At 68.6% G+C, this 13,982-nt stretch carries 13 protein-coding genes; 11 read left to right on the top strand and 2 right to left on the bottom strand.

Going from position 1 to position 13,982, the window contains the following annotated elements:
• The first annotated feature begins 15 nt into the window (after nt 1-15).
• From B9N97_RS08990 to B9N97_RS08980, 3 genes are read left to right on the top strand one after another with little or no spacing between them, the layout of a single operon-like run.
• Nucleotides 16-831 carry a lysophospholipid acyltransferase family protein gene (locus B9N97_RS08990; RefSeq protein WP_085085530.1) on the top strand — a complete coding sequence of 272 codons (816 nt, stop codon included), beginning with the start codon at nt 16-18 and terminating at the stop codon, nt 829-831.
• Nucleotides 828-1,979 (top strand): glycosyltransferase family 2 protein, encoded by a 1,152-nt coding sequence (locus tag B9N97_RS08985; RefSeq protein WP_085085528.1) that lies wholly within the window; start codon nt 828-830, stop codon nt 1,977-1,979. The genes B9N97_RS08990 and B9N97_RS08985 overlap by 4 nt, the downstream gene beginning before the upstream one ends.
• Nucleotides 1,976-3,088: a sulfotransferase family protein gene (locus B9N97_RS08980; RefSeq protein ID WP_085086656.1), complete on the top strand. Its 1,113-nt coding sequence runs from the start codon at nt 1,976-1,978 to the stop codon at nt 3,086-3,088. Before B9N97_RS08985 ends, B9N97_RS08980 begins: the two co-directional genes overlap by 4 nt.
• A 4-nt stretch (nt 3,089-3,092) precedes the next feature.
• Here B9N97_RS08980 and mazG read toward each other — a convergent pair whose 3' ends face one another.
• Together mazG and B9N97_RS08970 are read right to left on the bottom strand one after the other, a co-directional pair.
• A complete protein-coding gene (gene mazG, locus B9N97_RS08975) occupies nt 3,093-3,902 on the bottom strand; it encodes a nucleoside triphosphate pyrophosphohydrolase (protein WP_085085526.1) in 810 nt (269 codons plus the stop codon).
• A 389-nt stretch (nt 3,903-4,291) separates the two neighbouring features.
• On the bottom strand, nt 4,292-5,623 hold the full coding sequence (locus B9N97_RS08970) for an ISNCY family transposase (protein ID WP_085083673.1): 1,332 nt from the start codon (nt 5,621-5,623) through the stop codon (nt 4,292-4,294).
• A 218-nt stretch (nt 5,624-5,841) separates the two neighbouring features.
• On the opposite strand from B9N97_RS08970, the gene B9N97_RS08965 reads away from it, so the two are divergent.
• The 8 genes from B9N97_RS08965 (at nt 5,842) to B9N97_RS08930 (ending at nt 13,982) form a co-directional block, all read left to right on the top strand.
• Nucleotides 5,842-6,294, top strand: coding sequence for a MarR family winged helix-turn-helix transcriptional regulator (locus B9N97_RS08965; RefSeq protein ID WP_085085524.1), 453 nt, complete (start codon nt 5,842-5,844; stop codon nt 6,292-6,294).
• A gap of 90 nt (nt 6,295-6,384) precedes the next feature.
• Nucleotides 6,385-7,302, top strand: coding sequence for an efflux RND transporter periplasmic adaptor subunit (locus B9N97_RS08960; protein ID WP_085085522.1), 918 nt, complete (start codon nt 6,385-6,387; stop codon nt 7,300-7,302).
• A gap of 10 nt (nt 7,303-7,312) precedes the next feature.
• Nucleotides 7,313-9,388, top strand: a complete 2,076-nt coding sequence (locus B9N97_RS08955; protein WP_085085520.1) for an FUSC family protein — start codon at nt 7,313-7,315, stop codon at nt 9,386-9,388.
• Nucleotides 9,385-9,594 carry a DUF1656 domain-containing protein gene (locus tag B9N97_RS08950; protein ID WP_085085518.1) on the top strand — a complete coding sequence of 70 codons (210 nt, stop codon included), beginning with the start codon at nt 9,385-9,387 and terminating at the stop codon, nt 9,592-9,594. The genes B9N97_RS08955 and B9N97_RS08950 overlap by 4 nt, the downstream gene beginning before the upstream one ends.
• A gap of 74 nt (nt 9,595-9,668) precedes the next feature.
• A complete protein-coding gene (locus B9N97_RS08945; RefSeq protein ID WP_244560626.1) occupies nt 9,669-11,006 on the top strand; it encodes a sensor histidine kinase in 1,338 nt (445 codons plus the stop codon).
• Nucleotides 11,003-12,013, top strand: a complete 1,011-nt coding sequence (locus tag B9N97_RS08940; protein ID WP_085085516.1) for an NADH-quinone oxidoreductase subunit B family protein — start codon at nt 11,003-11,005, stop codon at nt 12,011-12,013. The genes B9N97_RS08945 and B9N97_RS08940 overlap by 4 nt, the downstream gene beginning before the upstream one ends.
• 4 nt (nt 12,014-12,017) lie before the next feature.
• Nucleotides 12,018-13,481 carry a nickel-dependent hydrogenase large subunit gene (locus tag B9N97_RS08935; protein ID WP_085085514.1) on the top strand — a complete coding sequence of 488 codons (1,464 nt, stop codon included), beginning with the start codon at nt 12,018-12,020 and terminating at the stop codon, nt 13,479-13,481.
• A 126-nt stretch (nt 13,482-13,607) separates the two neighbouring features.
• A complete protein-coding gene (locus B9N97_RS08930) occupies nt 13,608-13,982 on the top strand; it encodes a hypothetical protein (protein WP_085085512.1) in 375 nt (124 codons plus the stop codon).

The raw sequence follows: 13,982 nt of genomic DNA, 5'->3' as shown, positions 1-13,982 counted from the left end.
GGCATGGCGGAAAGGATGACCGACGATCCGGTTGCGTTACGGTCGCGGCTGCTCTGCTGGTTCTTCGGCGGAGTGATGGCCCGGCGCTTGCGGCGCAGCTTCCATGCGGTGCGGCTGGCGCGGCCGGGCTGGCCGGTGCTGCCGCCGGGCCGGCCGGTCATCGTCTATCTCAACCACCCGTCCTGGTGGGACCCCGCCCTGCTGATCGTGATGGGGACCACCCGGTTCCGCGGCCGGCCGGGCTTCGGGCCGATCGACGCGGAGATGCTGCGCCGCTACCGCTTCATGCGCCGGATCGGCCTGTTCGGGCTGGAGCCCGGCCGCGCCGGGGCCGTCACCTTCCTGCGCACCGCCGAGCATATCCTGGCCGATCCGCGCGCGATGCTGTGGATCACGGCGGAGGGCGCCTTCACCGATCCGCGACGCCGCCCGGTGACCCTGCGGCCGGGAATCGCCCATCTGGTCCGCCGCGCACCCTCGGCCTTGGTCGTGCCGCTGGCGGTCGAATACCCGTTCTGGGACGAACGCACGCCGGAGGCTCTGCTCCGCTTCGGCGAGCCGATCGATGCCGCCTGCATCAAGGATCTTCCGGTGCAGGAGATCGCGGCGGATCTGGAAGGGCGGCTGGAGACGGTGATGGACCAACTGGCGCAAGACGCGCAAAGCCGCGACCCGTCGCGTTTCCTGACGCTGATGGAGGGAACGGTGGGGATCGGGGGCATTTACGACCTGTGGCGCCGCACCCGCGCCTGGGCCGGCGGGCAAGCCTTCTCGGCGGCGCACAACGATGGGCAAAGGCAGGTGCAGCGGCGGGAGGTGAAGCGGCCATGATCCTCATCGACCTGATCGCCGGCTTGTCGCTGGTTCTGGCACTGCTGCCGCTGGGGCAGGGGATCCTCAACCTGTATCTCTATCGCCGTCCGACCGCTGCCCCGCCATTGGGCACCGCCGTCAGCATCCTGATCCCCGCCCGCAACGAGGAGGCCGGCATCGCCGATGCAGTCGATGCCGCCTTGCTCAGCCGCGGCGTCGAGGTGGAGGTCGTGGTGCTCGACGATCAATCCACCGACCGCACGGCGGAGATCGTCCGCGGCATCGCCGCCCGCGACCCGCGCGTCCGGCTGGAGCCCGCACCGCCGCTGCCGCCGGGTTGGTCGGGCAAGCAGCATGCCTGTCAGGTGCTCTCCGGTCTGGCGCGCCATCCGGTGCTGCTGTTCCAGGATGCTGACGTACGGTTGTCTCCCGCCGCCGCCCGCTTGGTCAGCGGCGCCCTGCTGTCGGGCGGGAACGGTCTGGTCAGCGGCTTTCCGCGCGAGGAGACCGGGACGCTGGCCGAGGCGCTGGTGATCCCGCTGATCCATCTCCTGTTGCTGGGCTACCTGCCGATGGCGGGGATGCGGCGCTCCACCGACCCGCGGTTCGGCGCCGCCTGCGGCCAGTTGATCGCGGTGCGGCGGGAGGCTTATCTGAAGGCCGGCGGCCATGCCGCCATCGCCGCCTCGCTGCATGATGGGGTGACTTTGCCGCGGGCCTTCCGCCGGGCCGGGCAGGGCACCGACCTGTTCGATGCCACCGGCCTTGCCCGCTGCCGGATGTATCGCGGCTGGCGCGAGCTGTGTTCCGGCTTCTCCAAGAACGCGACGGAGGGGATGGCGACCCCGGCCGCCCTGCCGGTCTGGACCCTGCTGCTGTTCGGCGGCCATGTGTTGCCCTGGATACTGCTGGGCTGGGCGGCTCTGCACCCGCTGCCCATGGCGGCGGTTGTCCTGGCCGGTCTGGCCGCGGCGGCCGGGGTGATCTTCCGCCTGCTGCTGGCCGTCCGCTTCCGCCAGAGCGTCGTCGGCGCCCTGCTGCACCCGGTCGGCATCCTCATGATGCTGGCGATCCAATGGGTTGCGCTGCTGCGCGCCCGCAATGGAAAGCCGGCGGAATGGCGGGGCCGGGCCTATCCGGCCGGGCCGGGACCGGAGGCGCCATGACCCCCTGGCTGCGCCGCAACGGCCACCGCATCTTCCATCCGCTGGCCGGGGCCGACGCCGCCACGCTGGCGGCCGTTCTGCGCCAAGGCGGCGGGGTCGGGCCGCTGCACCTGCACCGCATCGCCACCGCGTTGGGGGCTGCCGCGATCCGCGCGCCGCTCGACCTGCTGGAGCAGCGGCGGGTGAAGCGGCTGGCGGGGCAGGGCAGGGCTGCCGGGCCGCCGCCGCTGTTCATCCTCGGCCACTGGCGCAGCGGCACCACCCATCTGCTGAACCTGCTGGCCCAGGATCCGCGCTTCGCCGCCCCCGATCCGCTGGCGGTCGGCCTGCCCTGGGGCTTTCTGGGCCTGAGTTCCTTCTGGCGCTCCCGGTTGGAGGAATGGCTCCCGCCCGACCGCATCATCGACGCCATGCCGGTCGATCCCACCTCCCCGCAGGAGGACGAACTGGCCCTGGCCCTGATGCAGCCGCTGTCCTACTACCACGGCATCTTCTTCCCCAAGCGTCTGCACCGCGCCTTCCGCCGGGGCGTGCTGTTCGAGGATTGCCGCTCCGAGGCGATCGACCTGTGGCGCCGCCGGATGGACCTCTACCTGACCAAGATGGAGATCTATTGCGGCGGCCGGCGCCTGATAATCAAGAATCCGGCCCACACGTCAAAACTGGCGGAGTTGCTGGCATTGCGCCCCGACGCGGTCTTCGTCCACATCCACCGCGACCCTTACGAGGTCTTCAGTTCCACCCGCCGCATGCTGCTGACCCTGCTGCGGGAGTTCTCGCTGCAATCCTACGATCCGCGGGCGGTCGACGGTCTGGTGCTGGACCTCTACCCGGCGATGATGGCGCGGTTCGACCGCGACCGGGCGCTGCTGCCGCCCGGCCGACTGGTGGAAATCCGTTATGACCGCTTCGTCGCGGATCCGCTGGAGACGCTGGGCGAGGTCTATGACGGGCTCGGTCTCGGCCCGTTCGAACCGGTGCGGCCACGGGTCGAGCGCTACCTCGCCGACGTGCGCGGCTACCGCCGCGCCCGCCACGATCTGGAGGACCCGGCCCGCAGCGCGGTGCGCCGTCAGTGGGCCTTCGCCTTCGACCGTTGGGGCTATTGAGCCGTCAGGCCTCGCCGCGCTCCTCGCGCTTGGCCTGCTGCCACAAGGCTTCCATCTCGTCCAGCGTCGCGTCCTGCGGCTTGCGCCCCACGGCGGACAGCAGCGCCTCGATGCGGTGGAAGCGGCGTTCGAACTTGACGTTGGTGCCACGAAGCGCCGCTTCCGGCTCCACCTTCAGCCGGCGGGCGAGATTGACCAGCGCGAACAGCAGGTCGCCCAACTCGTCCGCCACCCGTTCCTGCGCCGAGCCGGCGTCCATTTCCGCCCGCAATTCCCGCACCTCTTCCTCGATCTTGTCGAGGATGTCGCGTGCATCGGTCCAGTCGAAGCCGACATGCGCCGCGCGGTTCTGCAGCTTCAGCGCCCGGGTCAGCGCCGGCAGCCCGGCGATCACGCCCTCCAGAGCCGACGGGGCCCGGCCTTCCTCGGCCGCCTTCGCCGCGCGCTCGGCCGCCTTGTGGTCCTCCCAGCGCGAGGTCTGCTGGTCCGACGACTTCACCTCTTCCGGTCCGAAGACGTGGGGGTGACGGCGGATCATCTTGTCGGTGATGACGCCGGCCACCTCGTCGAAATCGAACAGCCCTTCCTCGCGCGCCATCTGGCTGTAATAGACGACCTGGAACAGCAGATCGCCCAACTCCTCGCGCAGGGCGACCTTGTCGTCCTTCTCGATGGCGTCGGCGACCTCATAGGCCTCTTCGATCGTGTGCGGCGCGATGGAGCGATAGGTCTGCTCCAGATCCCACGGACACCCGCCGTCGGGATTCCGCAGCCGCGCCATCACGTCGAGCAGCCGGTCGATGTTGCGGGTCATGTCGTGCCGTCTCCGAGTGCGGGGAGGGGAAAGTCCGCGACGATAGCCGACGGGTGGCGGCGGGGGAAGGTTCGCGGCACCGGCACTGACATTCCGACTTTGCAGAGGCGCTTCTGTTGCAACCGGATAGAAATGTCAGTGGTTTGCGCAAAGTAGGAATGTCAGTAGGTCAGGCTTAGGCTTGACGGTGTGTCGGGGGGGCGGCCTTTTTCGGCATATCTGGCATGGATGCGTTTGGGATCGGCTCGGCGGCGCGGTCAAGCCCCATCGCCGCTTTGCGGTGCGCCGCAGGCGCAGGGCTTGACGGCGGCGACGATCGCCGAGCCATCATCCTGCTGCCAGAAATGCCGGCCGCATCGGGTCTTCAAGTCGGGGGCAAACACCTGCGGTCAGTCGGCCGCGCAGGCACTGTCGGGTGGTCCGCCCTGCCGCTTGCGCCGGCCTGTCTTGCGGTAGCCGGTCTTCTCGCTGTTGGTCTTCACCCGAGGTGGAGGTCGGCTCTCCTGCATCTCCTTCACCTGGGCCAGCACCGCACTCAGCCGCTTGTTCTCCACAACGTCGGCCTGGGTGACCCGCTGGTCCTTGTCGAAGGCCCGATAAGACAAGGCCACCCCCTTCCATCGCACCTCCAGACGGCCATCGGCGAAGGCGTAGGTGTCGACATACTGGCCAACCAGCCCCCGCGTCAGCTCCGTCTCCTCCAGCATGATCAGCTTGCGCTCGTAGGACAGCGTCAGCTGCTGCCCGACATGGCGCTGTTCGCGCCAGCACAGCACCTGGCGCAGCCGATCCGGCGCGATGTTCAACGGCCGGTGCAGATCGTCCGGCCGGGAAGGGGGCAGGGCAAAGCGGGCGTTGAAGCGCTCGACGAAGCCGGGCAGGAAGGCGTTGCCCGCCTCGATGCCGGTGATGCCGGCCAGCCGCAACTCCTTCACCAGCCGGTCCTGCAGCGTCCGGTTCACCCGCTCGACCCGCCCTTTGGCTTGGCTGGAGTTGGCACACAGGATCTCGATGTTCAATTCCGCCAAGGCCCGGCCGAACTGCGTCATGCCCTGGCCACCCTTCGCCTCGCGCTGTGGAACCCGGAACACCGTGGCTTTGTCCGAGTAGAAGGCCAACGGCCGGCCATGGGCGTTCAGATAGCCCTCCAGCGCCTCGAAGTAGGAAAAGGCGCTCTCCGATTGAGCGAAGCGAAGCTGCATCAACTGGCCTGTCGCATCGTCGATGAACACCAGAAGCGTGCAGGGATCGGCGCGATCCTCGAACCAGCGGTGCTCGCTGCCGTCGATCTGGATCAACTCGCCGAACCGCTCGCGGCGCAGCCGGGGAGGGTGGAACTGCCGGCGCTGCCGACGCGACAACCACAGACCAGCGTCCGTCATCCACTGGCGCAACGTCTCGCGCGAGACCGTCAGCCCATGCTTGTCCCGCAGCAGTTCCGCCGCCAGGGTCGGGCCGAAATCGCCATACCGGCTGCGAACCAACTCCAGCGCCCGCTCCCGCACATCATCGCCAAGCCGCCGGTTCGATGGACGGCCGCGCCCCCGGTGAACCAAAGCACCGCCGCCACCGGCCTTGTAGCGCGCCAGAAGCCGCCACACCTGACGCTCGCTCAAAGCCAGAACCGACGCCGCCGATCCGATCCCACGGCGACCGCTCAGCACCTCGCCGAGAACCTCGACCCGTTGCAAGTCCCGTTCGCTCATCGTGATCCAGCCCATCGCCAGCCTCCCAGCCGTCGAAAACCGGATGGAAGACTGACACTTCTATGTTGCGCTGGACTGACATTTTAGCTTTGCGCCTACAGCTTCCAGACACATAACTTCCGTTATGGAAATTAAAGCCTTCCGCACCGCAGCAATCCAGCCATGCGGCGAGCGTGGCCGCAGGCGCACCCTGTCCTCTTGCCAAAATTAGATAGAAAACCTATTAAATAGGGATGCTACAAGATAAGCCTCTGCGCCTTCCCCCTAATTTCGGCCTGCACCTGTTCCGCGCCTCCCATCTGTGGCGGCGGGCGGCGAACAAGGTGCTGGCGGACAGCGGGTTTTCCACCTCGGCCATCGCGCCCCTGATGCTGTTGGCCGAACTTGGCGACGGGCTGCGGCAGCGCGAACTGGCGGAGGAGATGGCGGTGGAAGGCCCGTCGCTCGTCCGTCTGCTTGACGGGCTGGAAACGGCCGGGCTGCTGGAACGGCGCGAGGATGCCTGCGACCGCCGGGCGAAGACCCTGCACATGACCGACGCCGGCCGTCATCTGTTGGTTCAGGTGAACGACGCGTTGAACGACGTCCGCCAGCGCTTGATGGCAGAGGCGACGGAGGCCGACGTGGAGGCCTGCTATCGCGTGCTTTCCATCATCGAGGCCAACGCCAAGCGTGAACAGACCTGACCGTGGCGTGTTTGCGGAGCAGCGCCTCGGCCGGGAACGGCCGCGTTGCGCCTCCGTCCGCGCCGGTGCGGTGATCGAGGAACCCAGACCGTGACATTTCTTCCTTCCTTCCGGGCGGTGGCCCGGATCGCCGTGACCCTGCTTGTGACCGTGGCGGCGGTCGGCGCAGGCTTGTGGCTGTGGGATTACTACATGAACGAGCCCTGGACCCGCGACGGCCGCGTCCGCGCCGACATCGTCCAGATCTCCTCCGACGTCGCCGGGCTGGTGACCGACGTGCGCGTGACCGACAACCAGCTGGTCCACAAGGGCGAGGTGCTGTTCGTCGTCGATCCCGGCCGCTACCGGCTGGCGGAGGAGCAGGCGCAGGCCAACCTCGACAGCGCCAAGGCCGAGCTGGCCTATCGCACCGCCGAGGCGCACCGGTACGAGCAGCTGGGCAACAATGTCGTCTCCACCGCCCAGCGCCAGGAGGTGATGTCGGCGATGGCCAAGGCCGCCGCCGCGAGCAAGCAGGCAGAGGCCGCGCTCGACCTCGCCCGCTTCAACCTCGCCCGTACGGAGGTGAGGGCGACCGTCGACGGCTATGTCACCAACCTGCAGATGAAGGCCGGCAATTATGTCGCCGCCGGGCAGGCGGTGGTGGCGCTGATCGACAGCAATTCCTTCTATGTCACGGGCTATTTCGAAGAGACCAAGCTGCCGCGCATCCATGTCGGCGCCCCCGTGTCGGTCCGGATCATGGGCGTGGGCACCGAACTGCGCGGGCGGGTCGACAGCATCGCCCGCGCCATCGTCGATCGCGACCGGGCGGAGGGCACCGGGCTGGTCGCCAACGTCAACCCGACCTTCAACTGGGTGCGGCTGGCCCAGCGCATCCCCGTGCGCATCGCCCTGGACGAGGTGCCGGAGTCGTTCCAACTGGTTGCCGGGCGCACCGCGACTGTTTCGGTTGTGGGCGCGCCCGACGGCACGCCGAGGGTCGCCCAACTGCCGGCCGGGCAGTGAGCGCGCGCCGATGCCCAAAGCCCCCACCCTCGACGAGCTGGTCTTTTCGCTGAAGTCCTTCGCCGCCTCCATGCTGGCGCTCTACATCGCGTTCGGCATGGGGCTGCCGCGCCCCTTCTGGGCGATGCTGACCGCCTATGTGGTGTCGAGCCCGCTGTCGGGCACCGTGCGGTCGAAGGCGGTCTATCGCGTCGCCGGCACGGTGGTCGGCAGCATCGCCGCCATCGTCCTGACGGTGGAACTGGTCAATGCGCCGGAACTGCTGTCGCTGGCGGTCGGGCTTTGGGTCGGCGGCTGTTTGTTCGTCTCGCTGCTGGACCGCACGCCGCGCAGCTACGCCTTCATGCTGGCGGGTTACACCGTCGGGCTGATCGTCTTTCCCGGCGTCGCCAATCCGGAGGCGATCTTCGACACCGGGCTGGCCCGGGTGGAGGAGATCATCCTCGGCATCGTCTGCGCCACCGTCATCCACAGCGTGATCCTGCCGCGCGGCATGGGACCGGTTCTGCTCGGCAAGCTCGACGCCGCCCTGCGCGATGCGGAGCGCTGGACGCTGGACGCGCTGGACGGCGCCGGAATGGACGCCCGCCTGCGCGACCGCCACAAGATGGCGACCGACCTGACCGAATTGCGGGTGATGACCACCCACCTGCCCTATGACACCTCCGACCTGCGCTGGATGACCCGGCCGATGCGGGCCTTGCAGGACCGGATGGTCTATCTGCTGCCGGTTTTGACCGCAGTGCAGGACCGGCTGATCGCGCTGCGCGGCCCGCAGGGCGAACTGCCCGCCGATGTGGCCCCGGTTCTGGCGGCGACGCGCGGCTGGATCGCCGCCGGCGCCGATGCCGATCCGGCGGAGGCCGGACGGCTGATCGGCTGGCTCGACCGGCTGGAGGCGGAGGAGGCTGGGCGGGCTTCGGCCGGCTGGCAGGCGGCGACACGCTTCAGCTTCATCCGGCGCCTGCGGTCGCTGGTGGAGATCCATCGCGACTGCCGGGACCTGCGGGTGCACATCGCGACCGGCGACCACGACCTGCCCGACCATCTCGACCCGCTGGCCCGCAAGCGATCGCGCGGCGTCTTCCACCTGGACAAGGGGATGGCGGCGTGGTCGGCGGCGGCAGCCCTGCTGGGCATCACCACCGTCTGCGCCTTCTGGATCCTGACCGGCTGGTCGTCTGGCTCGGCAGCGGCGATGATGGTGGCGGTGTTCACCTGCTTCTTCGCATCCTTCGACGATCCAGTTCCCGGCATCCGCCTGTTCCTGGTCTACACGCTGGCGTCCATCCCGCTGTCGGCCTTTTACCTGCTGGTGGTTCTGCCGTCCTTCGACAGCTTCCCCATGCTGGTGCTGTGCCTGGCGCCGACTCTGGTGACGCTGGGCATCTTCGTCGCCCGGCCGGCGACGATGGGCAAGGCGATGGCGCTGATCTTCGGCGTCGGCGGCTCGCTCAGCCTGCTCGACACCGGCAACGGCGATTTCGCCTCCTTCCTGAACAGCAGCACCGGGCAGATCGTCGGCATCGTCACCGCGATGCTGGTCACCCGCATGTGCCGGTCGGTCGGGGCGGCCTGGAGCGCGCGGCGCCTGCTGCACATCGGCTGGCGCGAGATCGCCGATCTGGCGCGGATGCGCGGGGTACCGGCGAATGACGGCTTCGAAAGCCGCATGCTGGACCGGGTCGGGCTGCTGTCGGCCCGGCTGGCGCAGGCGGGCGGGTCGGTGGATGTCGACGCCATCGACGCCGTACGCGACCTGCGGGTTGGGCTGAACGTGGTGGAGCTTCAACGGGCACGCCCGGTTCTGGACATTGCCGGCGGGGCTGCTCTGGAGCGCCTGCTGCGCGGCATCACCGACCATTTCCGCGCCCTGTCCGCCAAGCGGCCCGATCCGGCGCCGGCCGGGCTGCTGGACAGCATGGACGACCTGCTGTCGGCCATCGACGCCGCCCCACCCTGCCCCGAGCGCGACCGTGCGGTGGTGGCGCTGGCCGCATTGCGCCGCAGCCTGTTCCCGGATGCAACCCTGGAGGCGCCACCTTCGACCCTTGAGCCGCTGCATCAGGAAAGGGCACGCGCATGATCGGTGAAATCGACGTCTACGGCCTGTTCCTGCCGCCGCTGCTGATCATGGCCGTGGTGGCCTGGGCGGTATCGGCGCTGCTGCGCCGGGGGCTGCGCGCCATCGGCGCCTATGGCTGGGTCTGGCACGCGCCGCTGTTCGACTTCGCGCTCTACGTGCTGGTGCTGAGCGGCCTTGCCGGCCTGTGGTCGATCTGGTCCGCCTGAAATCGTCCACACCATGGCTGTTGCGGCGTGCTAATCTGCGCGCCATGACCGCCCCGCTGTCGCAGCCATTTTCCATGCCCGGCATGACGCCCGATGCCGACGCCGAGAGCGCCTGGATCGAAGTGATCCGGAAGATGGACGAGACCTATGCCAATCTCGTGACGCAGCAGGTGGAGCTTGAGCGCAAGAACGCCGAACTGGAGGAGGCGCAGGCCTTCATCGCCAGCGTCCTCGGCTCCATGACCGACGTTCTGATCGCCTGCGACCGCGACGGCCGGATCGAGCAGACCAACCCGGCGGCCGAGCGGGCTTTGGGCTGTGCCGGGCGTGACCTGACCGGGCGGCCGTTGCGCGATTTCCTCGACCCCGCCTTCCATCCCGCCTTCGCCCGCCTGTGCAGCGCCGCCCTTCAGCGCGAGGAGGTCAGCGATGTGGAGCTGTCGCTCCGCGGGCCAGCCGGCCCCTTCCCCGTCGCGGTCAACAGCACGGTGCGCTATGACCAGCGCGGCCATGCCATCGGGCTGGTTCTGGTCGGCCGGCCGGTGGGAGAGTTGCGCCGCGCCTACCGCGACCTCGCCGCCGCCCATGAATGGCTGAAGCAGACACAGCAGCAGCTCGTCCATTCGGAGAAGATGGCCTCGCTCGGCCGGCTGGTCGCCGGCGTGGCGCATGAGTTGAACAACCCGATCTCCTTCGTCTATGGCAACGCCCATGCCATGCGCCGCTATGTCGACCGCATGACCGCCTATCTCGACCGCGTGCATGAGGGCGCCACGCCGGCGGAACTGGCCTCCCTGCGCAAGGAGCTGCGCATCGACCGCGCCCGCGCCGACGCCGCGGCGACGCTGGACGGCATGCTGGAGGGGACGGAGCGGGTGCGCGACATCGTGGCGGAGCTTCGCCGCTTCTCGTCGGAACAGAAGCACGCTTCGGAACGCTTTGATCTGACGGGACTTCTGCGCTCCGCCGTCACCTGGGTCGCCAAGGCGCAGATGCCGGACCTGACCGTCGTCTTCGACCTGCCCGACACGCTGGACATTGCCGGCCATCCCGGACACCTGCATCAGGTCGCCATGAATCTGGTCCAGAACGCCATCGACGCCATGGCCGGCGCCGCGGTCAAGCGGCTGGAACTGCATGGCCGGGAGGAGGCGGGGACGGTCGTCGTCACCATCCGAGACACCGGCCACGGCATTCCCGACGCGATCGTCGGCCGCGTTTTCGACCCCTTCTTCACCACCAAACCGGTCGGCAAGGGCACCGGGCTCGGCCTGTCGATCAGCTACCAGCTGGTGCGCGACCATGGCGGCGATCTGGCCGCCGCGAACCATCCCGATGGCGGGGCGCTGTTCACCCTCACCCTGCCAGCCGCTGGGCGCGACCCCGGGGGTCGGGAAGGAGCCGCAAGATGAGGACGGGTCCGCTGTCGGTGCTGTGGCTGCAATCGGGCGGCTGCGGCGGCTGCACCATGTCGCTGCTCTGCGCCGAATCCCCGGACCTGATGACGCTGCTGGAGACGGCCGGCATCCGCCTGCTCTGGCACCCAAGCCTGTCGGAGGAAAGCGGGGCCGAGGCGGTGGACCTGTTCGAGCGCATCCTCTCCGGGATCGAGCCGCTGGACGTGCTGTGCGTGGAGGGATCGCTGCTGCGCGGGCCGAACGGCACCGGGCGCTTCCATGTGCTGGCAGGAACCGGGCGGCCGACCATTGATTGGGCGCGCGATCTGGCCGCCGTCGCCGGCACCGTGGTCGCGGTCGGCACCTGTGCGGCATTTGGTGGCATCACGGCGGGGGGCGAAAACATCGCCGACGCCTGCGGCCTGCAGTATGAAGGCACGCAACGCGGCGGCGCCCTGGGCGCCGAGTTCCGGGCGCGGGGCGGTCTGCCGGTGGTCAATGTCGCCGGCTGCCCGACCCATCCGAACTGGGTGACCGAGACGCTGATGCTGCTGGCCGAGGATGCGCTCGCCGCCAGGGATCTGGACGTCTACCAGCGCCCGCGCTTCTACGCCGACCATCTGGTCCACCATGGCTGCCCGCGTAACGAGTATTACGAGTACAAGGCCAGCGCGGAAAAGCCGTCCGACCTCGGCTGCCTGATGGAGCATATGGGCTGTCTCGGCACCCAGGCCCATGCCGACTGCAACACCCGCCTGTGGAACGGCGAAGGGTCCTGCACCCGCGGCGGCTATGCCTGCATCAACTGCACCGCGCCGGGATTCGAGGAGCCGGGGCACCCGTTCCAGCAGACGCCGAAATTCGCCGGCATCCCCATCGGCCTGCCCACCGACATGCCGAAGGCGTGGTTCGTGGCACTGGCATCGCTCGCCAAGGCGGCGACGCCGGAGCGGGTGCGCCGCAACGCCGCCGCCGACCGTATCGTCGTCGCCCCCACCGTCCGCCCCACCCGGAAAGGCTGACCCGGTGAGCGAACAGCCCAAACGCCGCCTGATCGTCGGACCTTTCAATCGCGTGGAAGGCGACCTTGAGGTTCGACTTGAGATTTCCGGTGCAAGTGTCTCTGCTGCCTATGTGAATTCGCCTCTATTCCGCGGGTTCGAGCGCATTTTGGAGGGGCGCGACCCGATGGACGCGCTGGTCGTGGCGCCGCGCATCTGCGGCATATGCTCCGTCTCGCAAAGCCATGCAGCGGCACTGGCGCTGGCTGGCGTGATGGGGCTGGAGGTGCCGCACAACGGCCTGCTCGCCACCAACCTGATGACGGCCACGGAGAATGTCGCCGACCATCTGACCCATTTTCACCTGTTCTTCATGCCCGACTTCGCCCGGCCCGCCTATGAAGGCCGGCCTTGGTTCGAGCGGGCGGAGGCGCGTTTCAAGGCCGCGCAGGGCAGTGCCGTGCGTAGCGGCACTGCGGCTCGGGCGGAGTTGTTCCATGTGCTGGGCATCCTGGGCGGCAAGTGGCCGCACACCCTGACGCTCCAGCCCGGCGGCGTCACCCGCGCGGTGGATGCGCGCGACCGGGTGCGACTGCTTGCCACCGTCCGCAGTTTCCGGCGCTTTTTGGAAGACAGCCTGTTCGGCGCGCCGCTGGAGCGCGTGCTGGCGCTTGGCGCGCCGGAGGATCTGGAGCGCTGGCGGCGGTCCGGCCCCGCCGGCGACTTCCGCCTGTTCCTGGAGATCGCGGAGGATCTGGATCTCGCGCATCTCGGCCGCGCCTATGGCCGCTTCCTCAGTCACGGCGCCTATGCCGGCATAGAGGGCGGGCATCTCTACCGCCGCGGCACCTTTGCCAATGGGCAGGATGCTCCCTTCGATCCGGGCCAAGTAGCGGAGCATCACCGTTTCAGCCGCATGGCCGGGCAGGACCGCCCTCACCCGCCCTTTGCCGGCTCGACCGTGCCGGACGGGATGGACGAGACCGGCTACAGCTGGTGCAAGGCGCCGCGGCTGGCCGGACTGCCCTATGAGACCGGCGCGATCGCCCGGCAGCTGGTGGACGGCCATCCGCTGATCCGAGCGCTGGTGGCGCAGGATGGCGGATCGGTGCGCAGTCGTGTGGTCGCCCGCCTGCTGGAACTGGCCCGCACCACCGACGTGATGGAAAGCTGGCTGCGCGCCATCAATCCTGCCGCCCCCTGGTGCGCGGCGGCGGAGATGCCGGACAGCGCCCAGGCGGTCGGATTGACGGAAGCGGCGCGGGGAGCGTTGGGGCACTGGTTGCGGGTGGAGCGCGGACGCATCGCCGGCTATCAGATCATCGCCCCGACCACTTGGAACTTCTCACCCCGCGACCTCGACGGGGTGCCCGGTCCGCTGGAGCAGGCCCTGGTCGGCGCCCCGGTGCAGGAGGAAGAGCGCACGCCGCTGTCGGTGCAGCACATCGTCCGGTCCTTCGACCCCTGCATGGTCTGTACGGTGCATTGAAAAATAACGCTGTCATTTCAATGCGTTAGTCTCTGGCGTTCGAAGATTTTCCGAAATTCATTCGGCAGCGCGTTGACATCTGCGTCCCTTCATTGTTCTCATCAATGTGAACGCATGGAGAACAAAATGCGCGACGAACCAGACCCGCTGATCGAGCGAACCGCCATCCACATGTCGGAAGCCGGCGACACTTGGCCGAAGATTACCCCGTCACTCCGGGAGGGCTGGCGCTATCTCGCTCAGCGCGCCGCCGAGGTGCTGCGGCCCGGCATAGGATCGCGCGAGGGTCAGGCGGTGCCGGACGAGCATCTGCTGATCGATGCGCAGGTCGTCCTCACCAAGCACAGCGGCAGCCTCACCAACCGCCGGGCCGACGCGACGATGCGCGAGATCATCGCCCGGGACTGGATCGCGCAACTCCGGCGCAGCGGCTACCAGATCACCTTCGGGCCGGGCGCGGGCCATCACAGCACGCCGGCTGGTCCGGCAGATAAGCCGTAG

It is taken from the genome of Azospirillum oryzae (genome assembly GCF_900177515.1).
Lineage (GTDB): Bacteria > Pseudomonadota > Alphaproteobacteria > Azospirillales > Azospirillaceae > Azospirillum > Azospirillum oryzae_A.
This window is presented reverse-complemented; position numbering and strand designations above follow the sequence as displayed.